The organism is Pseudomonas sp. yb_2, from assembly GCF_043103905.1.
Taxonomy (GTDB): domain Bacteria; phylum Pseudomonadota; class Gammaproteobacteria; order Pseudomonadales; family Pseudomonadaceae; genus Aquipseudomonas; species Aquipseudomonas alloputida.
Genome location: NZ_JBICKH010000033.1, coordinates 142,650 through 168,230, shown reverse-complemented (window position 1 = coordinate 168,230; position 25,581 = coordinate 142,650). Strand labels below are relative to the sequence as shown.

Annotated in this window: 26 protein-coding genes, 1 tRNA gene and 1 pseudogene; 21 read left to right on the top strand and 7 right to left on the bottom strand. The window is 61.8% G+C overall.

Annotated features, from left to right (window positions below):
* Positions 1-80: 80 nt before the first annotated feature.
* The 14 genes from ACF8FB_RS07800 (at position 81) to ACF8FB_RS07735 (ending at position 10,478) form a co-directional block, all read left to right on the top strand.
* Positions 81-827, top strand: a complete 747-nt coding sequence (locus tag ACF8FB_RS07800; protein ID WP_003254770.1) for a YebC/PmpR family DNA-binding transcriptional regulator — start codon at positions 81-83, stop codon at positions 825-827.
* A 185-nt stretch (positions 828-1,012) separates the two neighbouring features.
* On the top strand, positions 1,013-1,537 hold the full coding sequence (ruvC, locus tag ACF8FB_RS07795) for a crossover junction endodeoxyribonuclease RuvC (RefSeq protein WP_010952366.1): 525 nt from the start codon (positions 1,013-1,015) through the stop codon (positions 1,535-1,537).
* A gap of 109 nt (positions 1,538-1,646) precedes the next feature.
* The gene (gene ruvA / locus ACF8FB_RS07790) at positions 1,647-2,264 is read left to right on the top strand and encodes a Holliday junction branch migration protein RuvA (RefSeq protein WP_003254768.1); all 618 of its coding nucleotides are present in this window, start codon (positions 1,647-1,649) and stop codon (positions 2,262-2,264) included.
* Entirely contained in the window at positions 2,261-3,307 is a 1,047-nt protein-coding gene (gene ruvB / locus ACF8FB_RS07785) for a Holliday junction branch migration DNA helicase RuvB (protein WP_003254766.1), read from the top strand. The genes ruvA and ruvB overlap by 4 nt, the downstream gene beginning before the upstream one ends.
* Before the next feature lie 125 nt (positions 3,308-3,432).
* Positions 3,433-3,885, top strand: a complete 453-nt coding sequence (ybgC, locus tag ACF8FB_RS07780) for a tol-pal system-associated acyl-CoA thioesterase (protein ID WP_003254764.1) — start codon at positions 3,433-3,435, stop codon at positions 3,883-3,885.
* 2 nt (positions 3,886-3,887) lie between these two features.
* Positions 3,888-4,583 carry a protein TolQ gene (gene tolQ, locus ACF8FB_RS07775; protein ID WP_010952367.1) on the top strand — a complete coding sequence of 232 codons (696 nt, stop codon included), beginning with the start codon at positions 3,888-3,890 and terminating at the stop codon, positions 4,581-4,583.
* A gap of 14 nt (positions 4,584-4,597) precedes the next feature.
* Positions 4,598-5,050, top strand: a complete 453-nt coding sequence (gene tolR, locus ACF8FB_RS07770) for a protein TolR (protein ID WP_003254760.1) — start codon at positions 4,598-4,600, stop codon at positions 5,048-5,050.
* Positions 5,050-6,168, top strand: a complete 1,119-nt coding sequence (gene tolA, locus ACF8FB_RS07765; protein ID WP_014755591.1) for a cell envelope integrity protein TolA — start codon at positions 5,050-5,052, stop codon at positions 6,166-6,168. Before tolR ends, tolA begins: the two co-directional genes overlap by 1 nt.
* Before the next feature lie 26 nt (positions 6,169-6,194).
* The gene (gene tolB / locus ACF8FB_RS07760; RefSeq protein ID WP_012051477.1) at positions 6,195-7,466 is read left to right on the top strand and encodes a Tol-Pal system beta propeller repeat protein TolB; all 1,272 of its coding nucleotides are present in this window, start codon (positions 6,195-6,197) and stop codon (positions 7,464-7,466) included.
* Between the two features lie 54 nt (positions 7,467-7,520).
* Positions 7,521-8,021 carry a peptidoglycan-associated lipoprotein Pal gene (pal, locus tag ACF8FB_RS07755; RefSeq protein ID WP_003254755.1) on the top strand — a complete coding sequence of 167 codons (501 nt, stop codon included), beginning with the start codon at positions 7,521-7,523 and terminating at the stop codon, positions 8,019-8,021.
* A 6-nt stretch (positions 8,022-8,027) separates the two neighbouring features.
* Positions 8,028-8,834, top strand: a complete 807-nt coding sequence (ybgF, locus tag ACF8FB_RS07750) for a tol-pal system protein YbgF (RefSeq protein WP_003254754.1) — start codon at positions 8,028-8,030, stop codon at positions 8,832-8,834.
* Between the two features lie 168 nt (positions 8,835-9,002).
* Positions 9,003-9,650: a 7-carboxy-7-deazaguanine synthase QueE gene (gene queE, locus ACF8FB_RS07745; RefSeq protein WP_003254753.1), complete on the top strand. Its 648-nt coding sequence runs from the start codon at positions 9,003-9,005 to the stop codon at positions 9,648-9,650.
* Complete coding sequence (gene queC / locus ACF8FB_RS07740; RefSeq protein WP_076403786.1) at positions 9,650-10,342, top strand: 7-cyano-7-deazaguanine synthase QueC; 693 nt, start codon at positions 9,650-9,652, stop codon at positions 10,340-10,342. Before queE ends, queC begins: the two co-directional genes overlap by 1 nt.
* A 60-nt stretch (positions 10,343-10,402) precedes the next feature.
* Positions 10,403-10,478: transfer RNA gene (locus tag ACF8FB_RS07735), tRNA-Lys, on the top strand.
* A 93-nt stretch (positions 10,479-10,571) separates the two neighbouring features.
* On the opposite strand, the gene ACF8FB_RS07730 is transcribed toward ACF8FB_RS07735, so the two are convergent.
* From ACF8FB_RS07730 to ACF8FB_RS07715, 4 genes and pseudogenes are all read right to left on the bottom strand, one after another.
* Positions 10,572-11,531 (bottom strand): cation diffusion facilitator family transporter, encoded by a 960-nt coding sequence (locus ACF8FB_RS07730; protein ID WP_010952370.1) that lies wholly within the window; start codon positions 11,529-11,531, stop codon positions 10,572-10,574.
* A gap of 142 nt (positions 11,532-11,673) precedes the next feature.
* A complete protein-coding gene (locus ACF8FB_RS07725; protein ID WP_371920531.1) occupies positions 11,674-12,429 on the bottom strand; it encodes a methyl-accepting chemotaxis protein in 756 nt (251 codons plus the stop codon).
* A gap of 102 nt (positions 12,430-12,531) precedes the next feature.
* Positions 12,532-13,521, bottom strand: a pseudogene (mcpU, locus tag ACF8FB_RS07720) (methyl-accepting chemotaxis protein McpU); the annotation flags it as partial.
* 285 nt (positions 13,522-13,806) lie between these two features.
* Entirely contained in the window at positions 13,807-15,159 is a 1,353-nt protein-coding gene (locus tag ACF8FB_RS07715) for an APC family permease (RefSeq protein WP_010952372.1), read from the bottom strand.
* A gap of 447 nt (positions 15,160-15,606) precedes the next feature.
* Here ACF8FB_RS07715 and ACF8FB_RS07710 point away from each other — a divergent pair, with 447 nt between their 5' ends.
* On the top strand, positions 15,607-17,115 hold the full coding sequence (locus ACF8FB_RS07710; RefSeq protein WP_392509825.1) for a YdgA family protein: 1,509 nt from the start codon (positions 15,607-15,609) through the stop codon (positions 17,113-17,115).
* A 274-nt stretch (positions 17,116-17,389) separates the two neighbouring features.
* On the top strand, positions 17,390-18,448 hold the full coding sequence (gene nadA / locus ACF8FB_RS07705; protein WP_392511171.1) for a quinolinate synthase NadA: 1,059 nt from the start codon (positions 17,390-17,392) through the stop codon (positions 18,446-18,448).
* Between the two features lie 108 nt (positions 18,449-18,556).
* Here nadA and ACF8FB_RS07700 read toward each other — a convergent pair whose 3' ends face one another.
* Positions 18,557-19,993, bottom strand: coding sequence for a M48 family metalloprotease (locus ACF8FB_RS07700; RefSeq protein WP_101196315.1), 1,437 nt, complete (start codon positions 19,991-19,993; stop codon positions 18,557-18,559).
* Between the two features lie 122 nt (positions 19,994-20,115).
* Here ACF8FB_RS07700 and ACF8FB_RS07695 point away from each other — a divergent pair, with 122 nt between their 5' ends.
* Both ACF8FB_RS07695 and ACF8FB_RS07690 read left to right on the top strand, forming a co-directional pair.
* Positions 20,116-20,355 carry a sulfurtransferase TusA family protein gene (locus ACF8FB_RS07695; protein ID WP_003254745.1) on the top strand — a complete coding sequence of 80 codons (240 nt, stop codon included), beginning with the start codon at positions 20,116-20,118 and terminating at the stop codon, positions 20,353-20,355.
* A gap of 20 nt (positions 20,356-20,375) precedes the next feature.
* Positions 20,376-21,446 carry an AI-2E family transporter gene (locus tag ACF8FB_RS07690; RefSeq protein WP_003254744.1) on the top strand — a complete coding sequence of 357 codons (1,071 nt, stop codon included), beginning with the start codon at positions 20,376-20,378 and terminating at the stop codon, positions 21,444-21,446.
* A 35-nt stretch (positions 21,447-21,481) separates the two neighbouring features.
* Here the strand turns inward: ACF8FB_RS07690 and ACF8FB_RS07685 are convergent, their stop codons facing one another.
* Entirely contained in the window at positions 21,482-21,955 is a 474-nt protein-coding gene (locus ACF8FB_RS07685) for a peroxiredoxin (RefSeq protein WP_003254742.1), read from the bottom strand.
* A gap of 11 nt (positions 21,956-21,966) precedes the next feature.
* A complete protein-coding gene (locus ACF8FB_RS07680; RefSeq protein WP_003254741.1) occupies positions 21,967-22,527 on the bottom strand; it encodes a glycine cleavage system protein R in 561 nt (186 codons plus the stop codon).
* A 259-nt stretch (positions 22,528-22,786) separates the two neighbouring features.
* Between ACF8FB_RS07680 and dapA the strand changes: the two genes are divergently transcribed.
* The 3 genes from dapA to ACF8FB_RS07665 are packed head-to-tail and all read left to right on the top strand — an operon-like array spanning position 22,787 to position 25,570.
* Complete coding sequence (gene dapA, locus ACF8FB_RS07675) at positions 22,787-23,674, top strand: 4-hydroxy-tetrahydrodipicolinate synthase (RefSeq protein ID WP_003254739.1); 888 nt, start codon at positions 22,787-22,789, stop codon at positions 23,672-23,674.
* A gap of 15 nt (positions 23,675-23,689) precedes the next feature.
* On the top strand, positions 23,690-24,811 hold the full coding sequence (gene bamC, locus ACF8FB_RS07670) for an outer membrane protein assembly factor BamC (protein WP_003254738.1): 1,122 nt from the start codon (positions 23,690-23,692) through the stop codon (positions 24,809-24,811).
* Positions 24,812-25,570, top strand: a complete 759-nt coding sequence (locus ACF8FB_RS07665; protein ID WP_003254735.1) for an MBL fold metallo-hydrolase — start codon at positions 24,812-24,814, stop codon at positions 25,568-25,570.
* The last annotated feature ends 11 nt before the right edge of the window (positions 25,571-25,581 follow it).

Here is a 25,581-nt window from a genome sequence, read left to right as displayed (position 1 = left end):
TGCGTTTCGACGCAGGTTTTTTCCCGTCCCGCCCCGTCATGGGGCGGGGCCGTTTGTGATTCAAAGGATTCGGAGTCGTTATGGCTGGTCATTCCAAGTGGGCGAACATCAAGCACCGCAAAGAGCGCCAGGATGCCAAGAGAGGCAAGGTCTTCACCAAGTGGATCCGTGAACTGACGGTCGCTGCCAAGCAGGGTGGCCCGGATCCGGCATCCAACCCGCGTCTTCGCCTGGCCCTGGACAAGGCGTTGGGCGCCAACATGAGCCGCGACATCATCGATCGCGCCGTGGCCCGTGGTGCTGGCACCAATGAAAGCGACAATGTCGAAGAGCTGAGCTACGAAGGTTATGGCCCGGGTGGCGTGGCGATCATGGTCGAAGCCATGACCGACAACCGCAACCGTACCGCCGCGGCCGTGCGTCATGCCTTCACCAAGTGTGGCGGCAACCTGGGTACTGACGGTTCGGTGGCCTACCTGTTCGAGCGCAAAGGCCAGATCAGCTTTGCCCCGGGCGTGGAAGAGGACGCGTTGATGGAAGCGGCAATGGAGGCCGATGCCGACGACGTGGTCGCCAATGACGACGGCTCGTTCGACGTGTTCACCTCGTTCAACAGCTTCTATGCCGTGCGTAATGCCTTGGAAGAGGCAGGCTTCAAGGCCGCTGACGCGGAAATCGTCATGCAGCCGACCACCAGTGCCGAGCTCGACCAGGACGGTGCCGAAAAGGTGCTCAAGCTGATCGACATGCTCGAAGACCTGGACGACGTGCAGAACGTCTATTCCAATGCCCAGATTTCCGACGAGATCATGGAAAACCTCGGCTAAGGTGATTTGGCATTTTGTGCCAACTCTGAGCGTTTGATAGCGCCTGTGCCGGCCCTTTCGCGGGTAAACCCGCTCCTACAGGTATTACGCCCATTTCAAATGTGGTGCAGTACCTGTAGGAGCGGGTTTACCCGCGAAAGGGCCGGCGCAGTTTGTAGAGATGCATCATTTTTTCGACGGGCTTTATGACTCTGATTCTAGGTATCGACCCCGGCTCGCGCATCACCGGCTATGGCGTGGTACGCCAGACCGCCCGTGGTTGCGAGTACGTGGCGTCGGGCTGCATCCGCACCGGCAGCGGTGAGCTGCACGAGCGGCTGCAGATTGTTTTTCGTGGTGTCAGTGAAATCATTGCCCAGCACGGCCCGGTGACCATGGGCATCGAACGGGTGTTCATGGCCCGCAACGCCGATTCGGCGCTCAAGCTTGGCCAGGCACGTGGCGCGGCTATCGTCGCCGCCGCCGAGGCCGGCCTGGAGATCGCCGAGTACAGCGCCACCCAGGTCAAGCAGGCCGTGGCCGGCACGGGCGGGGCCAACAAGGAGCAGGTGATGATGATGGTCATGCACCTGCTGAAATTGACGCAAAAACCGCAGATCGACGCTTCCGATGCCTTGGCCATCGCTCTGTGCCACGCCCACACCCGCTCCAGCCTGGTGCCGCATGGCTTGACCACAGCGCGGCGACGCGGCGGGCGCTTGCGTCTGTAAGCGCTTCATGCGCTGATACACATTTTGTTCGGGTGTTACATTCACCCGCTGCATTTGCTGATAGGGTTGAGCGGTCTTTGACCGGCTCCCCGAGAGGAAGGATCGGAACGTGATTGGACGTTTGCGCGGCACCCTGGCGGAAAAACAACCGCCTCACCTGATTATCGACGTCAACGGCGTGGGTTACGAACTGGAAGTTCCCATGACCACGCTGTACCGTCTGCCCAAAGTGGGTGAAACCGTCACGGTGCATACCCACCTGGTCGTGCGCGAAGATGCCCACTTGCTCTACGGCTTTGCCGAAAAGCGCGAGCGCGAGCTGTTCCGCGAGCTGATCCGCCTGAACGGCGTAGGGCCGAAGCTGGCCCTGGCGCTGATGTCCGGGCTGGAAGTGGATGAACTGGTGCGCTGCGTGCAGGCCCAGGACACCTCAGCCCTGGTGCGCGTACCGGGCGTCGGCAAGAAAACCGCTGAGCGCTTGCTGGTCGAGCTCAAGGACCGTTTCAAGGCCTGGGAAACCTCGCCGGCCATGTTCACCCTGGTGTCCGATGGGCCTTTACCGGTCGCCAGCGAGTCCAGTGCCGAGGCCGATGCAGTCAGTGCCTTGGTCTCGCTGGGCTACAAGCCGCAGGAAGCCAGCAAGGCAATTGCCGCGATCAAGGACAAGGCCGGCCTGAGCAGTGAAGAGCTGATCCGCCGCAGCCTGAAAGGGATGATTTCCAAGTGATCGAAGCCGACCGCCTGATCGCCGCCAGTGGCCGCGACCGCGAAGAAGTCCAGGACCGTGCGATTCGCCCGCTGAGCCTGGACGAGTACATCGGCCAGCCGGTGGTGCGCGAGCAGATGGCGCTGTTCATCCAGGCCGCCCGCGGCCGCGGCGAGTCGCTTGACCACACGCTGATCTTCGGGCCGCCCGGTCTGGGCAAGACCACCCTGGCCAACATCATCGCCCATGAAATGGGCGTGTCGGTAAAGAGCACCTCTGGGCCGATTCTCGAGCGCCCCGGCGACCTGGCAGCCATGCTGACCAACCTCGAGCCGCACGACGTGCTGTTCATCGACGAAATCCACCGCCTGTCGCCTGTTGTCGAGGAGGTGCTGTACCCGGCCATGGAGGACTTCCAGCTCGACATCATGATCGGCGAAGGCCCCGCAGCCCGTTCTATCAAACTCGATCTGCCACCCTTCACCCTGGTGGGGGCTACTACCCGTGCCGGCATGCTGACCAACCCACTGCGTGATCGCTTCGGTATCGTCCAGCGCCTGGAGTTCTACAACGACAAGGATCTGAGCACCATCGTCAGCCGCTCGGCCAACATCCTTGGCCTGGCCATCGAAGACCAGGGTGCCTACGAGATCGCCCGCCGTGCCCGTGGCACGCCGCGCATCGCCAACCGCCTGCTGCGCCGCGTGCGTGACTATGCCGAGGTACGCGGCAAGGGCCAGATCACCAAGGCCGTGGCTGACATGGCGCTGAACCTGCTGGATGTCGACGAGCGTGGTTTCGACCATTCGGACCGTCGCCTGCTGCTGACCATGATCGAGAAGTTCGATGGCGGCCCGGTGGGCGTGGACAACCTGGCTGCAGCCATCAGCGAAGAGCGTCATACCATCGAAGATGTGCTTGAGCCGTACCTGATTCAGCAGGGCTACATCATGCGCACGCCACGCGGCCGCGTGGTCACCCGGCATGCCTACCTGCACTTTGGGCTGAATATTCCCGGGCGCTTGGGGGAGGGGGGCGATTTTTCCGAGCCAGGCGATGAATGACAGATCGAAAGCGACTTTTTGTGGTCCTACCGCTGGCATGCCCCTGGTGCGCTGGCAATAAGACATTAATGAAGAAAAAACAGTTGCCACAGCGGATTGGCAAGCTGAGGAGTAAGCACTAGAGTATGCGCGCGCAAAATCAGCTCGAACCGTTCGCACATCGGTGTCGCGTCTATTACGAAGATACCGATGCGGGCGGCGTGGTGTATTACGTCAACTACCTGAAATTCATGGAGCGCGCGCGCACCGAACGCCTGCGGCACCTGGGCTTTTCCCAGTCGCAACTGGCTGAAGACAACCTGCTGTTCGTGGTCCATTCCAGCGAAGCGCGCTATCACGCGCCGGCGCGGCTGGATGACGAATTGCGGGTGACCGCGCAGGTCCTTGAACTCAATCGCGCCAGCTTGCGTTTCGTACAGCAGGTCTGGCGGGAAAAGGATGAAACGCTGCTTTGCGAAGGGCAGTTCCTGGTGGCTGCCGTGCGCGCCGACACTTTCAAACCCCGAGCCCTACCCCCCCAGCTGCGCGACGCCTTTGCGGCGGACGGCTCGGGTAATCAATCGAATGCAGGAGAATAAGCGTGGAAGCTAACGTCGTCGACCATACCTCCATGTGGAGTCTGGTCAGCAATGCCAGCGTGGTGGTACAGCTGGTAATGCTGACCCTGGTGGCCGCCTCGGTCACCTCATGGATCATGATCTTCCAGCGCAGCACCATGCTGCGCGCCGGTCGTCGTGCGCTGGATGCCTTCGAAGAGCGCTTCTGGTCGGGTATCGACCTGTCCAAGCTGTACCGCCAGGCAGGCAGCAACCCAGACCCGGACTCCGGCGTGGAGCAGGTGTTCCGTGCCGGTTTCAAGGAGTTCTCGCGCCTGCGCCAGCAACCGGGTGTTGACCCGGACGCCGTCATGGAAGGTGTTGGCCGTGCCATGCGCGTGGCCATCTCGCGCGAGGAAGAAAAACTCGAGCAGAGCTTGCCGTTCCTGGCCACCGTTGGTTCGACCAGCCCGTACATCGGCCTGTTCGGCACCGTGTGGGGCATCATGAACTCCTTCCGCGGCCTGGCCAGCGCCCAGCAGGCCACCCTGGCTACCGTTGCTCCGGGCATCGCCGAAGCACTGATCGCTACCGCCATCGGCCTGTTCGCGGCAATCCCGGCTGTTATTGCCTACAACCGTTTCGCCGCGCGCAGTGAAGTACTGATCGGCCGTTACTACACCTTCGCCGACGAGTTCCAGGCGATCCTGCACCGCAAAGTGCACACCAGCGAAGAGTAATCAGGTAGAAGCCCATGGCCCGAGTTCGCCACAAACGCAAGCCCGTCGCCGAGATGAACGTGGTGCCCTACATCGACGTGATGCTGGTGCTGCTGGTCATCTTCATGGTGACGGCGCCCATGCTCAACCAGGGCGTGAAGGTCGACCTGCCCAAGGTTTCCAGCGAAGCCTTGCCGCAGGACAACAACGTCCAGATCCTCACCATCTCCATCAAGGCCGATAAAACCTATTACTGGAACCTCGGCAGCGAAGTCGATACCGACAAGCAGATGGACAAAGCCATGACCTTGCCGGCCATGACCGACGCCGTGACCAAGATCATTGCTGCCGGCCGTGACCAGGGCAAGCAGACCCAGGTGTTCATTCGTGGCGACAAGGCTGTCGACTATGGCGCGGTCATGGGTGCCATGGGCGGGTTGCAGAAGGCCGGTGTCGGTAACGTTGGCCTGATTACCGAGGCGCCCTGATGCAACAGCGAGAGCCATCCGCCTCGGAAAGCTACTTCTGGCCCAGTGTCTGGGCCATCGGCCTGCATGTGCTGGTGTTCGCCCTGCTGTTCGTCAGTTTTGCCATGACGCCGGAGCTGCCGCCTTCCAAGCCGATCGTTCAGGCTACCCTGTACCAGCTCAAGTCCAAGAGCCAGGCAACCACCCAGACCAATCAGAAGATTGCCGGGGAGGCGAAGAAAACCGCTTCGCGCCAGACCGAAGTCGAGCAGCTGGAACAGAAGAAGGTCGAGCAGGAGGCCGTGAAGGCCGCGGAACAAAAGAAAGCTGACGCCGCTCAAAAGGCCGAAGAGGCCCGCGAAGCCGCCGAGGCGAAAAAAGCCGAGGATGCTGCCAAGGCCGCTGAAGCCGCCAAGGCTGCCGAGGCCAAGAAAGCTGCCGAAGCCAAGAAGGCCGACGAGGCGAAGAAAGCTGCCGAGAAACAGCAGGCCGACATCGCCAAGAAGAAGGCCGAGGACGAAGCCAAGAAAAAAGCCGAAGAAGAGGCCAAGAAAGCGGCCGCTGAAGAGGCGAAGAAGAAAGCCGCCGAGGACGCCAAGAAAAAGGCAGCCGAAGAGGCCAAGAAGAAAGCAGCCGAGGACGCCAAGAAGAAAGCGGCGGCCGAGGACGCGAAGAAGAAGGCAGCTGAAGAGGCCAAGAAAAAGGCCGCTGCAGATGCCCAGAAGAAGAAGGCACAGGAAGCGGCCCGCAAGGCGGCAGAAGACAAGAAAGCCCAGGCACTGGCCGAGCTGTTGTCCGATACCACCGAGCGGCAGCAGGCGCTGGCCGACGAGCAGGGTGACCAGGTGGCCGGCGACTTCGACGACCTGATCCGCATGCGCGCGGCCGAGGGCTGGGCACGTCCGCCTTCCGCGCGCAAGGGCATGACGGTGGTCCTGCAGATCAACATGTTGCCGGACGGTACCATCACCAGTGTCAGCGTGGCCCGGTCCAGTGGTGACGGCCCGTATGACAGTTCGGCGGTGGCTGCGGTGAAGAACATTGGTCGTTTGACCGAGATGCAGGGTATGAAGCCGAGCGATTTCAACCAATATCGTTCGTTCAAGATGACATTTACACCTGAGGATCTAGCGTTGTGATTAAACGTCTGAGAGGACTGCTGGTCATGCTCTGCTGCGTGGCAGGCATGGCGGTGGCAGAAGAAAAGAACATCCTGGTTACCAGCGGCAGCGACCGGGCCACGCCCATCGCGGTAGTGCCGTTCGGTCTGCAGGGCGGTAGCGTGTTGCCTGAAGACATTGCCGACATCATCGGCAACGACCTGCGCAACTCTGGCTACTACTCGCCAATTCCGCGGCAGAACATGATCAGCCAGCCGTCGCAGGCCAGCGAAGTGATCTTCCGTGATTGGAAAGCGCTGGGTGCACAGTACGTGATGGTCGGCAGCATCGTGCCGTCGGGCGGTCGCCTGCAGGTGCAGTACGCGCTGTTCAACGTCGCCACCGAGCAGCAAGTGCTGACCGGCAGCGTGGCGGGCAGCACCGACCAGCTGCGCGACATGGCGCACTACATTGCCGACCAGTCGTTCGAGAAGCTCACCGGCATCAAGGGCGCGTTCTCTACGCGCATGCTGTACGTGACGGCCGAGCGTTTCTCCACCAACAACACCCGCTACACCCTCCAGCGTTCGGACTACGACGGTGCGCGTGCGGTGACCCTGCTGCAATCGCGTGAGCCGATCCTGTCGCCGCGCTTTGCGCCAGATGGCAAACGTATCGCCTACGTTTCGTTCGAGCAGAAGCGCCCACGTATCTTCGTGCAGAACATCGATACTGGCCGCCGCGAGCAGGTGACCAACTTCGAAGGCCTGAACGGTGCGCCAGCCTGGTCGCCGGACGGTTCGCGCCTGGCGTTCGTACTGTCCAAGGACGGCAACCCGGACATCTACGTGATGAACGTGGCCTCGCGCCAGATCAGCCGTGTTACTGCAGGCCCGGGTATCAATACCGAGCCGTTCTGGGGTAAAGATGGCAACACCCTCTACTTCACTTCCGACCGTGGCGGCAAACCGCAGATCTATAAACAGTCGGTCAGTGGTGGTGGTGCCGAGCGCGTAACGTTCGTAGGTAACTACAACGCCAACCCGAAACTTTCGGCGGACGAAAAGACCCTGGTAATGATTCATCGCCAACAGGGCTTTACCAACTTCAAAGTGGCGGCACAGGACTTGCAACGCGGAAGTGTAAAGATTCTGTCTGAAACAAGTCTTGATGAGTCTCCCACTGTTGCGCCAAACGGCACCATGCTAATCTACGCCACCCGCCAGCAGGGCCGGGGAGTCTTGATGCTCGTGTCGCTGAACGGCCGCGTGAGGCTCCCACTTCCTACCGCTCAAGGCGAAGTCAGAGAACCGTCCTGGTCCCCTTACCTGAACTGATTGCGGCGTAATACATTTTGCTTAACACACTGGGGTTTCATTAGGAGTTTCACGATGGAAATGCTGAAGTTTGGTAAATTTGCTGCGCTGGCTCTGGCCATGGCCGTAGCTGTAGGTTGCTCCTCGAAGGGCGGTGATAACGCAGGCGAAGGCGCTGCTGTAGACCCTAACGCTGGCTACGGTGCCAACACTGGCGCTGTTGACGGCTCCCTGAGCGAAGAAGCCGCCCTGCGCGCAATCACCACCTTCTACTTCGAATACGACAGCTCGGACCTGAAGCCAGAAGCCATGCGCGCTCTGGACGTTCACGCCAAGGACCTGAAAGCCAACGGCAACCGTGTTGTTCTGGAAGGTAACACCGACGAGCGCGGCACCCGCGAGTACAACATGGCTCTGGGTGAGCGTCGTGCGAAAGCCGTTCAGCGCTACCTGGTTCTGCAGGGCGTTTCCCCTGCTCAGCTGGAACTGGTTTCCTACGGCGAAGAGCGTCCAGTTGCTACCGGCAACGACGAGCAGTCCTGGGCTCAGAACCGTCGCGTAGAACTGCGTAAGTAAGTTCTTATGCGTATGTGCCGCCGTGTAGTAACCGTCCTCGCACTCAGCCTGCCGCTTGCGGCCTGGGCTGAGGTCCCTGTAGTAGATGACAACGCAGGCAGCTATCCGCCTGCGGGTTATGGCACGAGCGGCGCCTATGCCGGGTCAGGGGCTTCGGCCCCTGCCTCTGCACAGGGCCAGCTGTTCATGCAGCTGCAACAGATGCAGGATCAGCTTTCCCGCCAGCAAGGCATCATCGAAGAGCTGCAAAACGATGTGTCCCGCATGAAGCAGGAAAACCTGGAGCGTTACCAGGACCTGGACCGTCGCATCAACAGTGGCGCTGCGCCTGCCGCAACCCCTGACAATTCCTCCGGTGGTGGCGCGTCCAATGCCGCCCCCGATGCCGCAGCAGGTGCTGCTGCGCAACAACCGGCCGGCAGTAGCCAGCCCGGTGATCCGGCGAAAGAGAAGCTCTATTACGACGCAGCTTTCGACCTGATCAAACAGAAAGACTTCGACAAGGCCAGCCAGGCGTTCAACGCCTTCCTGCGCAAGTACCCCAACAGCCAGTACGCCGGTAATGCCCAATACTGGTTGGGTGAAGTGAACCTGGCCAAGGGTGACCTGCAAGGCGCCAGCCAGGCCTTTGCCCAGGTCAGCCAAAAGTACCCGAAGCACAGCAAGGTGCCAGATTCGCTGTACAAACTGGCTGATGTCGAGCGCCGTATGGGCCATACCGACAAGGTAAAAGGCATCCTTCAGCAGGTCGTGACCCAGTACCCCGGCACCTCTGCCGCTCAACTGGCCCAGCGTGACCTGCAGAAGCTCTAGGCGTTGTCGCTGTACCGCTCGAAAGAAACCCGCGCCAGTCGCGGGTTTTTTCGTTAGAATCACTGCCCTTTTTTCGTAAACACGCTGCTGCGGATAACGCTATGTCGAGTCCGCGACAGTGCCTGACGGAGGCGGACAGCCTGTTTAGCTGTCACGCCCGTGGCGAGCATGCAAGACACATTACGCATCACCGAAGTCTTTTACTCTTTGCAGGGTGAGACGCGAACGGCCGGGCTGCCCACGGTATTTGTGCGCCTCACCGGTTGCCCCCTGCGTTGCCAGTACTGCGACAGTGCCTATGCCTTCAGTGGCGGTACCGTACGCACCCTTGATTCGATCCTCGAACAAGTGGCCGGCTTCAAACCGCGCTACGTCTGTGTCACCGGTGGCGAACCACTGGCCCAGCCCAACGCCTTGCCGTTGCTGCAGCGGCTGTGTGATGCCGGTTACGAGGTGTCGCTGGAGACCAGCGGCGCGCTGGATATTGCCGGCACCGACACCCGCGTCAGCCGTGTGGTCGACCTGAAAACCCCAGGCTCCGAAGAGTCGCACCGTAACCGCTACGAGAACATCGAGCAGCTGACACGCAACGACCAGGTCAAGTTCGTCATCTGTTCCCGCGAGGATTATGACTGGGCGGTATCCAAGCTGATCCAGTACAACCTGGCAGAGCGTGCCGGTGAGGTGTTGTTCTCACCCAGCCATCATCAGGTGAACGCCAGTGACCTGGCTGACTGGATCGTTGCTGACAACCTGCCTGTACGCTTCCAACTGCAGCTGCACAAGCTGCTGTGGAACGACGAGCCCGGACGTTGATTGAGGAGCACGTACACATGACAGAAAAACGCGCAGTAATCCTGTTGTCCGGCGGCCTGGATTCGGCCACCGTGGTTGCCATGGCCAAGGCCGAAGGCTACAGCTGCTACACCATGAGCTTCGACTACGGCCAGCGTCATCGTGCCGAGCTGAACGCCGCTGCCCGCGTGGCCCGCGACCTGGGTGTGGTCGAGCACAAGGTGATTGGGCTGAACCTCGACGGCATCGGCGGTTCTGCATTGACCGACAGCAGCATCGACGTGCCGGAAGCCCCGGGTGAAGGCATTCCGGTCACTTATGTGCCGGCGCGCAACACCGTGTTCCTTTCGCTGGCCCTGGGTTGGGCCGAAGTACTGGAAGCGCGCGACATCTTCATTGGCGTCAACGCCGTGGATTACTCCGGCTACCCGGATTGCCGACCCGAGTTCGTCGAGGCCTTCGAGCGCATGGCCAACCTGGCGACCAAGGCTGGCGTAGAAGGGCAGGGCTTCCGCATCCAGGCGCCGCTGCAGAACATGAGCAAGGCGCAGATCGTGCAGGCCGGTATGGCCCGTGGTGTGGACTACAGCCTGACCGTTTCCTGCTACCAGGCCGACGATGACGGCCGCGCCTGTGGCAAATGCGACAGCTGCCGCCTGCGCGCCGATGGTTTCAAGGCCGCCGGTATCGAAGATCCGACTCGGTATTTTTGAAAAAATCGTGATGGGGTGTTGAATTCTCGTTAGAAATCAGTATTATACGCGCCATCAAATGGGTCGTTAGCTCAGTTGGTAGAGCAGTTGGCTTTTAACCAATTGGTCGTAGGTTCGAATCCTACACGACCCACCATACGCAGTACGTGAAAGCCCGCTACCAGAAATGGTCGCGGGCTTTTTCGTTTGCGCTACGGGTTTCGGAAAAAGGGCGCAGAGCGCCCACCAATTACTCGGCCCATTCCGGGTCGCCAGTGAACACCACTGTCAGCCAGCGGTCCGGCCCTTCTCCGCCTACCGCGTCGCCAATCTCGTTGCGCCAGGCATCCCATTCATCGATGGTCTTCGCCGCCATGGTTTTGGGCACGATGAAATACAGCTCGATCTCCCGCGAACGCCCGACCTTGGCGACATAGGCGCGGTAAGATTGCAGGCCATGGCGGGCGACGAAGGCCTTGGCCACCTCATCTACGTGCAGCTTGAGGTCGCCAGGGGTGACCAGGAAGATTTCAGACAGCGCCTGACGCACCACCGACATCGGCAACGGCACGATCACCAGGCACACCAGCGCCAGCACCGCCGGGTCAATATAGGGTGATACCCATTCCAGCGCAGTGCCCTGCACGGCATAACCAAAACAGAAGGCAATCAGCAGTGCGGCCGTGATGCTGGCCGACATCACCCAGCCCTTGACGTCCATGCGCACGAAGTCTGACTTCAGTTTGCGGTTGGCGCGGGCCTCGATGACGGCGATGGTCACACAGGTGATCACCGTCAGCGCCGCGTAGACCATGGCAATGCCGAACTCCAGGTGGCGCCCGCCTTGCAGCAGGCTGCTGACGGCGTTGATCAGCGCGTAGATGGCCACGCCGCCGAGCAGAATGCCGTTGAGTGCCAGTACCATGGGCTCCAGGTGCCAGAAACCCATGGTGAAGCGCTCGCGCAGCTTGCGCGACATCTGCACGCTGGTGGTGTGCGAAGTGATCAGCTTGACCACCACCAGCGACAGCCCGCTCATGCTGGCGTCGACCAGCGAGTATACGCCGTCGAAGACGATGGAAAACGAGCCGGAGGCAAGGCCGAAGGCGATGCCGATGGTGGCGATGAACAGGGTGGCGGCGATCGAGGTGCGTAAAAGTCCTTGTTCGCTGGTGATGTCGAAGAAGGTGGATCGGGTTGGATTAGGCATAAGTTGTGCTCAAGAATAACAATGGTGCGGTGCCTGTCAGGGCCTCTTCGCGGGCACGCCCGCTCCCACAGGAACTGCACAGCCCCTTAGGGTTACGCCGAACCTGTGGGAGCGGGCGTGCCCGCGAAGAGGCCCTGACAGGCTAAACGCGAAACTGCTCCATTAGCGCTTGCTGCTGGTTGGCCAGCCGGTTCAGGGCCTGACTGATGCGTGCCGATTCATCGGCCTGCCCGGCCAGTGATTCTGTCACGTCTCGAATGCCGGCCACGTTACGGTTCACTTCCTCGGCTACCGCACTCTGCTCTTCCGCCGCCGAGGCTATCTGCAGGTTCATGTCGCTGATCACCGCCACGGCCTCGCCAATACGCTGCAGTGCCGGTAATGCCTGCTCCATGCGTGCGGCGCTGTCCAGGGCCTGGCGTTGGCCAGCATGCATGGCCCCGACCACGTCCTGTGTGCCTTGCTGAAGGCCTTCGATGACCTGGCGAATTTCCTCTACCGAAACCTGCGTGCGCTGGGCCAGGCCGCGCACCTCATCGGCAACCACGGCGAAGCCACGCCCGGCTTCGCCTGCGCGGGCCGCTTCGATGGCGGCATTCAGTGCCAGCAGGTTGGTTTGTTCGGCAATGGTGCGGATCACTTCAAGCACCGAGCCGATTTGCCCGCTGCGGTCTTCCAGTGCGCGTGCCTCGTCCATGGCAGTGTTCATGCCGGCGGCCAGGCGGTCGATGCCCTGGCGCGTGCTGTCCACCAGTTGCAACCCTTCCTGGCTGGCCTGATCCGCGGCGCGTGCGGCCTGGGCCGCCTGCGATGCGTTGTGGGCGACATCCAGGGCGGTGGCGCTCATTTCGTTGGCAGCTGTAGCCACCTGTTCGATTTCGCGATGCTGTTGCTGCATGCCGTCGCTGGTCTGGCTGGCAATGGCGGCCGATTGGTCGGCGGTATTGCGGGCCTCCTGCAGCGAGCCTTTGACCTGGGCAATGACCGGTTGCAACTTGTCGAGGAAGCGGTTGAACCAGCCGGTGAGCTGGCCCAGTTCATCCTGGTGGGCGTAGTCCAGGCGACGGGTAAGGTCGCCTTCGCCACTGGCAATGTCTTCCAGGCGTGCAGCCACGGCCAGGATTGGCCGGGTAACGCCGCGCGCGGTCAGCCACACCAGCAGCAAACCGGCGATAGCCGTGCCAAGGCCTATCAGCAGGCTGGTGAGGTTGGCGTTCTGGTTATGGGCATCAAGGCGCTGGTTGAGGGCGACAGCAGGGGCCTGCAGCACGCTTTCCGGCAGTTCCAGCACTACCTGCCACGGGGCTGTGTCAGGGATTGGCGTGAAGGGGTGGGCCACGCGCAGCAGGCCGTCGGCTACCGCCTTGTCCATGGGCTTGCCGAGCACGCTGTCGTCGCGACTGTTGCCGGCCAGCAGGCCGGCGGCGGTGGCGATGCTCACCTGGCCCTGGCCGTCGAACAGATCGCGGCGGCCGTTCACGCTCAGTTGCTGCAGGTTGGCCAGGCCGATGTCCACGCCGACCACGCCGACTACCTTGCCGTGTTCCAGCAATGGCAGAGCGATGCTGCTCATCAGCACCTGACGGCCGTTGACCTCGTCGAGGTACGGTTCGAGCATGCAGGTCCTGGCGGTGTCCTGCGGGCAGGTCAGCCAGCGGTTCTTCGCCGCGCCGTTGCTGCCGATGCTGGTGTCGCCGAGCATCGTTTCCGGCATGGCTTCAAGTTCCAGGGTGCCGGGGCTTGGTTGGGACCAGTACAGCGAGAAACGCCCGCTGTCATTGCTGCCCATGGCGTCCTGGCCGAGGTAGTGGCTGTCCTGCTGGTCCAGGGTATTGGGTTGGAACACCAGGTACAGGCCAATCACATCCGGGTTGCCGGCCAGGCTGGCACGCGCCTGGCGGGTCAGTTCGGCGCGCAGGTCGCTACCACCACGGTCCTTCAGCACCTGTACCAGGCGGGCAAAGCCATTGCCGTACTGGTAGGCGTCCATGAAGTAGCGCTGGATACGCAAGGCCTGGGTTTCGGCGTGGGCCTGCAGGCGCTGGCGGGCGCTGTCTTCGAGCATGGCAGTGTTGGCCTGGTTGACCAGGGCGGCGCTGCGATGGGCCTGGGTCAGCGAGGTGGCTACCAGCAAGGCGACAATGGCCAGCAGGCACAGGCCGGCGAGGAGTGTTATCTTCCACTGGATGGAGAGGCGACGCAGCGGCATGGGGGCTTTCCTTTTCGAACAAATGCAACGCCCGCGATCAGGCGCGGGCGTTGTTGGCAGCGTGGGTCATTCGGCGACGTAGTTGGGCGGTGCCGCGCGGAAGGCTTTGGTCAGCCAGCCCAGGTAGACCAGCCCGAGCGCAGCCCAGATACCGCCAAACATCAGCGAATGTGCGTTCAGGTCCAGCCACAGCGAGACGATGATGCAGAAGCCGATGGTCGGCAGTACCAGGTACTTCAGCTGGTTGGCCAGGCCTTTACGGTTGCCTTCGCGCAGGTAGCAGTGGTTGATCACCGACAGGTTGACGAAGCTGAACGCGACCAGGGCGCCGAAGTTGATGATGGAAGTGGCGGTGACCAGGTCGAAGAAGATTGCCGACAGCGAAATCAGCCCTACCACGGCAATGTTCAGCACTGGCGTCTTGTAGCGCGAATGCAGGCGGGCGAAGACGCTGGCCGGGATCACGTTGTCGCGGCCCATTACATACAGCAGGCGTGACACGCTGGTTTGCGAGGCCAGGCCCGAGGCGATGGTGTTGATCACGGTGCAGGCGATGAAGATCGACTGGAAGAGCTTGCCGCCAACGTACAGGGCAATTTCCGGCAGGGCTGCTTCCTGGTCGTGGAAGCGGGCCATGGTCGGGAAGTAGGCCTGGATGAAGTACGACACGGTGATGAACACCACACCGCCAATCAGTGCGGTGAGGAAGATCGCCCGGGGAATGGTCTTGGCCGGATCGCGGGTTTCCTCGGACAGGCAGGTGACTGCGTCAAAGCCCAGGAACGAGAAGCACAGGATGGTCGCACCGGCGGCCAGGGCGCTGAACTGGGTCTGGCTGTCGGCGAACGGTATCAGGCTCCAGGTGGTACCCAGCCCTTCACCCTGGTCCAGGCCGCGTACGCACAGGTAGATGAACACGGCGATGATCGCCACCTGCACACCCACGAACAGCAGGTTGAAGTGCGCCACCAGGTTCACGCTGCGCATGTTGATCAGGCTGATCAGGGTGACGAAGCCGGCCACCCACATCCACTCAGGCACTTCCGGGAACATGGCCGAAAGGTACAGCTTGGCCAGTAGTGCGTTGACCATCGGCAGCAGCAGGTAGTCCAGTAACGAAGACCAGCCCACCAGGAAGCCCACGTGCGGGTTGATCGCGCGCTGGGTGTAGGTGTAGGCCGAGCCCGACTGCGGGAAGCGTTTTACCAGGGTGCCATAGCTCACCGCGGTGAACAGGATGCCAGCCAATGCCAGGATGTAGGCGCTGGGTACATGGCCAGCGGTGATCCCGCTGACGATGCCGAAGGTGTCGAACACGGTCATCGGGGTCAGGTAGGCCAGGCCGATGATGATCACGTGCCAGAGGCGCAGGGTTTTGCGAAGTTGGCCGTTGCCGGAAGCGCTGTGGTCAGGCTGCATGCTGGCATGGCTCCTGCTGCTTGGCGTAAACGACGGGCACGGTGTATTGCGCATGCGGCAAGGGCGAGCGGGTGGGCTCCATGTTGTTCACCTTTTATGTTGGAGCGGCGGAAGGCGCGGTGGGGGCGCGCAAAGTGGTGAAAATAAAAAACGATGGGTAGGTTGGTGTCAAGTTAAACATGACAAGATGTTGCCAGATTGAAATATCTATCGATTAAATACGGGGTTTGTTCGGTTTTTGCGCGTTTTTTTGCGATTATGATCAATTTGTGTGTTCGTAAAAATTAACGATCCCTTTGCTTGCCGCAGCGTGATGTCGGATGTGTCCGAAAAATGGCATTTCTCGACCTGGGCCAGCACTCGGCCCAATCGGGGGTGGTACTCTTCAATTTCTGCGTGGCCTCTGGCCGCCTTCGAAGCCCTTACGGACAGCAATCGGTTCTATTCATGAAGAAATCAGTTGGCATCCTTTCCGGCCTGGCTATCGCCATTGCCGTCGCAACTACCGCAGGCGCCTGGTACACCGGCAAGCAGCTGCCGGCAGAGCTGGACAACGCCCTTGCACGCAGCAACGCCGAACTCAAAAAGGCCCTGGTCAGTACCGGTGGTAGCATGAGCATCGAGCGTGTGTCGCTGGAGCAGCATCTCTTCAGCAGCACTGCCCAGTACCGGCTCAAGGCTCGCGACATCAATGTGGGGCAGGGCGAGGTGATCAATTTTGACGTGGGCGTGACCGACCAGATCGAGCACGGCCCGTTTCCGTGGTCGAGGGTCAGGTCACTGAAGCTGATGCCGGTAATGGCGGTCAGCAACAGCACGCTGCAGAAGGATGACGCCGTTGCGCCATGGTTCGCCGCTGCGGGTGAAAAGGCCCCGATCAGCGCGCAGACCAGCCTGGGTTACGGCGGCAATGTGGTCAGCCAGGTTCAGCTGGCGCCGCTCAAGTTTGACGAAGCGGATGGCAACAGCCTTGACTTCTCGGGCATGCAGTTCGAAGTCAGTGGGGACAAGGAGGGCAAGGCCTCGAAGTTCCACGGCCAGGCCGACAGGCTGGTGATGAAATGGGTGCATGACGACCAGCCGCCGGCCACCTTCGAGCTCAAAGGGCTGACGTTTGGCGGTAACCTCGCAGCCACCGCGCACGATGCCATCTATGTCGGCAACGTCGATATGGCGTTGGCCGAAACCAAGGTCATCCTTGGGCCGAAACAGCAGGTGCTGCTGATCAAGGGCCTGGAACAGAACGCCTTGCAAACCCTCGAAGGCACGGACACCGTAGGTGGTCGCGCGGAGTACAAGGTCGGTGACATCAGCTGGGATGGCCGCGCGGTAGGCAAGGCGCAGATGGCGGTGAGCGTGACCTCGGTCAACGCCCCGGCGCTGCAGGCCTTGTCGAAGTGGTACCAGTCGCACTTGCCGGAGTTCGAGGCCGCCAGTGCGGCTGGCCAGCCGGTACCGCAGATCCAGATGGACGACGCCGAAAAGGCCCGCTTCCAGGGTGACTTGCAGAAATTGCTGGCCGCCAAGCCCAAGCTGGCGGTGGAAAACCTGTCGTTCAAGACCGCCAATGGCGAGAGCCGCTTCAACCTGTCGATGGACCTCGCCGCACCGGCCAGCTTCGACCTGCCGCCGGACCAGCTGAGCAAGCAGATTATCACTGAGGTGAAAGGCAAGCTGTCGCTGTCCAAGCCGATGATCGGTGACCTGGCGACCTTGCAGGCGTTGCTGGATGGCCAGACCGACGCCCAAGCGATTGCCATGCAGTCGAGCCAGGCGGGGGAGATGGTCGGCATGATGGCGCTGCAGAGCGGCATGGCCACCGTGCAGGGCGATGATGTGGTCAGCAGCCTGCACTATGCCGATGGCATGGTCGATTTCAATGGCCGAAAAATGACCGTTGAAGAATTTGCCATGTTCATGGCGGCGCATCTGGGGGCCCTGTCGCCGCAGGGGTGATGGTTTCTCCTGTTGCGGCCTCTTCGCGGGTGAACCCGCTCCTACGAGGATTTCACAGTGTAGGGGCGGGTTCACCCGCGAAGGGGCCCGCACAAGCACTACAAAAACCCCTTTAGTAATCGCTGGATTGTCTGTAGCCTTCGGCCTCCGATAATAATCCGCGCCCGCAGAGGGCCGTGGCGGTCAACATGCCGTCCGGCACCCTTAGCCGATCTGCCAGGGCCGGGTGATACACTCGATTTGACGCGCAAGCGCGCCTGCAGGTCCAGCTATCATGACCCAGATTTCCGAACGCCTTTTGGTTCAGGCCCACCTCGACGCCAAGCAGCCCAACCCGCTGACAGCCGAGCAGGAGGCCGAATACCGTGCGGCCATCGCTGTCGAGCTCAAAGCCCAGAATGCCGTGCTGGTTGCCCATTACTACTGCGACCCGGTCATCCAGGCGCTGGCTGAAGAAACCGGCGGCTGCGTGTCCGACTCGTTGGAAATGGCCCGCTTCGGCAAGAACCACCCGGCCGAAACGGTCATCGTGGCCGGTGTGCGCTTCATGGGCGAGACGGCAAAAATCCTCACCCCGGAAAAGCGCGTGCTAATGCCGACACTGGAGGCCACCTGCTCGCTCGACCTGGGTTGCCCGGTGGAAGAGTTCTCGGCCTTCTGCGACCAGCACCCTGAGCGCACCGTGGTGGTCTACGCCAACACGTCCGCAGCGGTGAAGGCACGCGCCGATTGGGTGGTGACTTCGAGCTGCGCGCTGGAAATTGTCGAAAGCCTGATGGACAACGGCGAAACCATCATCTGGGGCCCGGACCAGCACCTGGGCCGTTACATCCAGAAGCAAACCGGTGCCGACATGCTGCTGTGGGACGGTGCCTGCATCGTTCACGAAGAGTTCAAGTCGCGCCAGTTGGCTGACATGAAGGCGCTGTACCCGGATGCTGCGATCCTGGTGCACCCCGAGTCGCCGGAAGCGGTGATCGAGCTGGCCGACGCGGTGGGTTCCACCAGCCAGCTGATCAAGGCTGCCCAGACCCTGCCGAACAAAACCTTCATCGTCGCCACCGACCGCGGCATCTTCTACAAGATGCAGCAGTTGTGCCCGGACAAGGAATTCGTCGAAGCCCCCACCGCCGGCAACGGCGCGGCATGCCGCAGCTGTGCGCATTGCCCGTGGATGGCGATGAACACCCTGGAGCGGGTGCTGGATTGCCTGCGTAACGGCACCAACGAAATTTTCGTTGACCCGGCGCTGGTGCCCAAGGCGATCAAGCCGCTTAATCGCATGCTGGACTTTACCCAGGCGGCGCGGCTGAAGCTGTCTGGTAATGCCTGACGCCAGACCGCGTCATACTCTTCGCGGGCTCGCCCACTCCCACAGATATTGCACCGTTTACCAAGGCGGTGGAGTACCTGTGGGAGCGGGCTTGCCCGCGAATCGCCTTCAGCGCCCCATCATTTCCTGAACCATGCGCCGCTGCTCCATGATCTCGCGCTGGCGCTGGTCAATCTGTGAGGCCAGCGGGAAGTTACCGCCCGCCCGACGCTTGGCGTAATCCAGCTGCTGGATTGCCTGATCAAAGTCGCCTACAAGGGTGAAGTACTCGGCACGCGCCCGGTGCAAGCCAATGGTATTGCCCGATAAGCCACGCACCTCGGCCATGTCGTACCACACATCCGGGTCATCCGGCCGACTCTTCACCAGCTCGTTCAACACCTTCTCGGCCTCAGCCGGCTTGTTCTGTTTCACCAGCAGGTCGGCACGCACCTGTTTCAACGGGTAGTTGCCCGGGTACAGCCCCTGCATCCGTTCGGCGCGCTGCTGGGCGTCGGCAAGACGGTTGTTGGTGATGTCCAGGTCGATCTGCGCCAGGTTGTAGGTGATGTCGTTGGGCGCCTTGGCCAGCAGCGGCTTGAGCATTTCACGGGCCTCGTTCAATTGCCCGCCCTTGATCTGTGCCAAGGCCAGGCCATAACGTGCGGCGTCCAGCTTTGGGTCTTCGTCCAGTTGGGCGCGGAAGCGCTTGGCGGCAAGCCCCGGTGTGCCCTCGTAGATCAGTGCCACCCGGGCGCGGATCAGTTGGTAGCGCATGCTGTCTTCAATGCCACCCTTGGGCGCCTGGTCGGCGCGGTTACGGGTGTCGGCAATACGTGATTCGGTCACCGGGTGGGTCAGCAGGAATTCCGGCGGTTTGGCGTCATAGCGATACTGGCGTGCCAGGCGCTCGAACATGGTCGGCATGTTGCGTGGATCGTAGCCGGCTTTTTCCAGGTTCTGGATACCGATGCGGTCGGCTTCCTGTTCATTCTGGCGCGAGAAGCGCCGTTGCTCCTGAATGGCCGCTGCCTGGGTGCCGGCAATCATGCCGATGCCCGCATCGCCGGCACCACCTGCGGCCAGCACGATGCCGGCCAGCAGCGCCGCCATCATCGGCAACTGCATGCGCTGCTGGGCCTCGACACCCCGCGCGAAGTGGCGTTGCGACAAGTGCGCCAGTTCGTGGGCCAGTACCGAGGCATATTCGCCCTCGGTCTGGGCGTTGAGGAACAGCCCACCGTTGACCCCGACAATGCCACCCGGGGCGGCAAAGGCGTTCAGCTCGCGGCTGTCGATCAGGATGAATTCCAGGCGCCGGTCCTGCAGCTGGCTGGTTTCGGCCAGCTTGTACACGCTGGTTTCGACATAGTCCTTGAGCTGTGGGTCATTGAGCTGATTGACCTGGCCGCGCAGCAGGCTGAGCCAGGCACGGCCCAGTTGGTGCTCCTGTTGCGGCGAGACGATCGCAGAACTGGCATCACCCAGTGATGGCAGGTCGTCAGCATGGCCGGGAAGGGCCATCAGGCAGGCCAGCGTCAGCAGGGTAGGGCGCAGTAGATTCATGCATGAAGCTCGCGTCGGATCAAAGATACCTACTGTAGCGGGCTCACACGTTGACGACCAGTGGCGCTATCCTAGCCAGCCATGCCAAGAAGCAGCCTGGCGATGCCTTTGGAGACCCTGCGATGAGTAACACCCTGACCTGCGACGCCGAACTGGACGCCAGCGGGCTGAATTGCCCTTTGCCACTGCTCAAGGCCAAGATGGAGCTCAATCGCCTGGCCAGTGGCGCGGTGCTCAAGGTTATCGCCACGGACGCAGGCTCCCAGCGTGACTTCCGCACTTTCGCCCAATTGGCCGGTCATACCCTGCTGCAAGAAACGGCCGAGGCCGGTACCTACACTTACTGGCTGCGCAAGGCCTGAGTCTTTTCCAAGGATCGTCAATGTTCAAAGTGCTTCGCGACTGGGTGCAGCGCTACTTCTCCGATGAGGAAGCGGTGGTGCTGGCGGTCCTGTTGTTCCTGGCTTTTACCGCCGTGCTCACCCTGGGCGGTATGCTCGCGCCGGTGCTGGCGGGCATGGTGCTGGCGTTTCTGATGCAGGGGCTGGTCAACGCCCTGGAGCGCGTGCGCGTACCTACTCGGCTGGCGGTGATGCTGGTGTTCGCCTTGTTCATGGGCGCACTGGCGGTGTTCATGCTGGTGCTGGTACCGCTGCTGTGGCACCAGCTGATCACGCTGTTCAACGAGCTGCCGGGCATGCTCGGCAAGTGGCAGTCGTTGTTGCTGCTGCTGCCGGAGCGCTATCCGCATCTGGTGTCGGACGAGCAGGTATTGCACGCCATTGAGTCGGTGCGCGGTGAAATTGGCAAGTTTGGTCAATGGGCGCTGACCTTCTCGCTGTCCAGCCTGCCACTGCTGGTCAATGCCATGATCTATCTGGTGCTGGTGCCGATTCTGGTGTTCTTCTTCCTGAAGGATCGCGAACTCATTGGCCGCTGGGTCAGCGGCTACCTGCCGCGCCAGCGCACCTTGCTGAACCGGGTGGGCAGCGAGATGAACCGGCAGATCGCCAACTACATCCGTGGCAAGGGTATCGAGATTCTGATCTGCGGCATTGCCACTTACATCGCCTTCATCAGCCTGGGGCTCAATTACGCAGCGCTATTGGCGTTGCTGGTGGGGCTGTCGGTGGTGGTGCCTTACGTGGGCGCGGTGGTCGTGACCGTGCCGGTGACCCTGATTGCGCTGTTCCAGTGGGGCTGGGGTGACCAGTTCATCTACCTGATGACGGTGTACGCGATCATCCAGGCGCTGGATGGCAATGTGCTGGTACCGCTGCTGTTCTCCGAAGCGGTGAGCCTGCACCCGGTGGCGATTATCTGCGCGGTGCTGCTGTTTGGCGGGCTATGGGGGTTTTGGGGGATATTCTTCGCCATCCCGCTGGCGACGCTGATCAAGGCCGTGCTGGATGCGTGGCCCAAGCAGGAGCCTAGCGTTTCACCGATGCTTTGAATGTAATTGGGGCTGCAAGGCAGCCCCATTCAATTTCAAGCCTTGTTCAAGGCTTGGGCGGCCGCCAATACGGCATCCACATGCCCGGGCACTTTCACGCCACGCCATTCCTGGCGCAGCACCCCGTCCTTGTCGATCAGGAAGGTGCTGCGGTCAACGCCCATGTACTCCTTGCCATACAGCTTCTTCAGCTTGATCACGTCGAACAGCTGGCACAGGGCCTCGTCCTTGTCGCTGATCAGCTCGAACGGGAAGCCTTGCTTGGCCTTGAAGTTCTCGTGCGACTTGATGCCATCACGCGACACACCGAATACCACGGTGTTGGCCGCGGCGAAGGCGTCGTGCTGGTCGCGGAAGCCCTGGCCCTCGGTGGTGCAGCCTGGGGTGCTGTCCTTGGGGTAGAAGTACACCACCACCTGCTGGCCCTTGAGTTCGGCAAGGCTGACGGTTTGCCCGCTGGTGGCCTGGGCCTGGAAGTCGGCGACAGGTTGGTCGAGTGCTACAGCCATGATCGGTTTCCTTACATTGGGTTCTGGGGACGCCATGGCTCGATCAGTGCGTCGAGGTTCAGGGCATCGGCAAAGTCCAGGAACTGGTCGCGTAGCCAGCTGATCTGCGTGCCGGCCGGCAGAATCACGGTGAACTGGGCGTTGAGCATGCTGCTACCGGTTTGCGGCGCCAGGTAGGTGTCGCAGGTCATGGCTTCCAGCTCGACGCGGTGGTCAAGGAAGAACTGGCACAGCTCGTTGATGATGTCCGGGCGGTAGGCAGCACTGACGTAGGCTACATACGGAAGGGCCTGCGGGCGCACTTCCTGGTCCGCGCTGCGGACCACGTCGAGGGTCAGGCCGTGCTTCTTGCCCAAGCCTGGTAGGGTGGATTCGAGACGTGCCAGGGCGTCCCAGCTGCCGCCCACCTGCAGCACCAGGGCGCTGGTCTCGCCGTGGCGGCTCAGGCGCGAGGTGACCACCGCGCAGCGGTTTTCGAAGGCAGCGCGGCTGAGGACGTTGGCCAGCTCCATGGGGTTCGGGCCCAGGGCACTGATGACAAGGAATTGTTCGCGGACGGTGGGGGTGGACATGCAGCATTCCTAAAGCGATGAGCGGTCGGCACAGGACGGGCAAATGCCTCCTGTCGGCAGGGCCCGGGGCTCGCATGCGAGGTCTTGGACGCTGGCGGGGAGCAAGGTCGACGGCCCGGCGGGCCGCGCTGCACCGATCAAAGGGCCAAGGGTAGCGAAATAAGCCGCCGAGGGGAATGCTCCACCCGCCTGCTTCGCTTGTGCAAGGTCGATGCCCCCAGTACCATTACCGCTCTCTTTTTCCGGCAGGAGCAGTTACATGATTGCGGGCAGTATGGTGGCATTGGTCACACCCATGGATGCACAAGGGCGTGTTGACTGGGGCAGCCTCGACAAACTTGTAGACTTCCACCTGGAAAACGGCACCCATGCGATCGTCGCTGTCGGCACCACCGGTGAGTCGGCCACGCTGGATGTCGAAGAACACATCCTGGTCATCAAGCACGTGGTCGAGCGCGTCAAACGCAGCGCCAAACCGATTCCGGTCATCGCCGGCACCGGTGCCAACTCCACCGCCGAAGCCGTGCACCTGACCCAGAACGCCAAGAATGCTGGCGCCGACGCCTGCCTGCTGGTTGTGCCGTACTACAACAAGCCAACGCAAGAAGGCCTGTACCAGCACTTCAAGCACATTGCCGAAGCCGTCGACATCCCGCAGATCCTCTACAACGTTCCCGGCCGTACCTCCTGCGACATGCAGGCCGAGACCGTGATCCGCCTGTCGACCGTGCCGAACATCATCGGCATCAAGGAAGCCACGGGCGACCTGGCCCGCGCCAAGGCCATTCTCGATGGCGTCAGCAAGGACTTCATCGTCATGTCCGGCGACGACCCGACTGCCGTCGAGCTGATCCTGATGGGCGGCAAGGGCAACATCTCCGTCACCGCCAACGTCGCTCCGCGCGAAATGGCGGACCTGTGCGAGGCCGCCCTTGAGGGCAATGCCGAGAAGGCCCGCGCAATCAACGAAAAACTCATGCCGCTGCACAAGGACCTGTTCTGCGAGTCCAACCCGATCCCGGTGAAATGGGCGCTCGTCGAAATGGGCCTGATGCAAAAAGGTATTCGCCTGCCACTGACCTGGCTGAGCGAAGGCTGCCACGAAAAAGTCCGTACTGCCTTGCGCCAGTCCGGCGTACTGGTTTAAGAGGAAGTACACCGCATGAAGCGACTGGCTGGTCTTTCCGCCCTTGCCCTGATTATCTCCACCACCAGTGGGTGTGGCTGGCTGTGGGGCGAGGATGGCTATTTCCGCGACCGCGGCAGTGACTACCTGCAGGCGCACCCGACCGCGCCGATGCAGCTGCCGCCGGACGCCAGCAACGTCAAACGCCTTGACCCGCTGCTGCCGATTCCGCGTAACGTCGCTGACGATACCGTCAAGGGTGAGTTTGAAGTGCCTCGCCCGCAACCGTTGACGGGCGGTGCCGCCCAGGTCACCGACTACAGCCTGCAGCGCAGCGGCAGCAGCCGTTGGGTGCTGGCCCAGCATTCGCCAGCCGAAGTGTGGCCGGTAGCCCGGCAGTTCTTCGAGGATAACGGCTTCCGCATTGCTGAAGAGCGCCCGCAGACGGGTGAGTTCAACACCACCTGGCAGCGTTTCGACGAACTGTCGGCATCGCTTGGCCAGCGTCTGGCCAGCACTGCCAGCAGCGGCGACAGCGAGGTGCGTGTCCGTGTGCGCATGGAGCCTGGCGTGCAGCGCAACACCTCCGAAGTGTATGTGGTCAGCGTCGAGCGCCCGGCCGGCAGTACTGCCGAGCCTGCGTTCCCGTCCAGCTCCAGCAATACCGGCACCGATGCCCTGCTGGTCGACGAAATGCTTGCCAGCATGAACCGCAGCGCCGAGAAGGGCGGTTCGGTGTCGCTGCTGGCCGCGCGCGATTTCGACGCCCCAAGCCGCGTCAGCCTGAGCGAAGACGGCAGCGGCAACCCGGTGCTGTACCTGGGCTCCGACCTGGACCGCGCCTGGTCTGGCGTGGGCCGTGCGCTGGAGCAGGGTGGCGAATGGCGTGTTGAAGACATCAACCGCAGCCTGGGGCTGTACTACATCAACCTGTCCGAAAAGCCTGACGACAAGCAGAACCAGCCTGGCTTCTTCAGCCGCCTGTTCGGCAGCGAGCCGACCAAGGAAGAGCGTGAAGCCCGTGCCGAGCGTTACCAGGTTCGCCTGAGCAAGGTGGGTGAGAGCGTGCAGGTCACGGTCGAGAAAAACATCAACACCGTGGCTCCGGCCGATGTCGCCCGCCGTGTGCTGAGCGCCATTCAGGACCACCTGGGCTAAGTGCGCTTCGCGGTACTCGGAAGCGGCAGCCAAGGGAACGGCACGCTGATCGCCAGTGGTGACACGTTCATCCTGGTCGATTGCGGCTTTTCCCTGCGTGAAACCGAGCGGCGCCTGGCGCTGCTCGGGGTTTCTGCCGCTCAGCTCAGTGCAGTGCTGGTCACCCACGAACATGCCGACCACGTGCATGGGGTCGGCTTGCTGTCACGGCGCTACAATGTACCGGTCTACCTCAGCCAAGGGACCTTGCGCGGCATGCGCAAGCCGGTGGAGGTGGCCGGTTTTCTCGCGTGTGGCCAAAGCCTGCGTATCGGCAGCCTGGAAGTAACCGCAGCGCGGGTCGAGCACGACGCCTACGAGCCGTTGCAGTACGTGGTCAGCGACGGCAAGCGGCGCTTTGGCATGCTGACCGACCTGGGCTCTTACGACGCGCTGTTGCTGGAACGTTACCAGGGCCTGGATGCGCTGCTGATCGAGGCCAACCACTGCCGCGACCTGCTGGCACGTGGTCACTACCCGGCTTTTCTGAAGCAGCGGGTGGGTGGCATGCAAGGGCATTTGAACAACCACCAGGCCGCGCGCCTGGTGCACGAGTTGGGCTGGAACAACCTGCAACACCTGGTGCTGGCTCACCTCAGCAGCAAGAACAACCTGCCACACTTGGCCCGCCAGTGCTTTGTCGACACCCTCGGGTGTGACCCGGACTGGCTCCAGGTGGCGAATCAGGAACACGGGCTCGACTGGCGCGAAATCGCCTAGCCCAACACCTC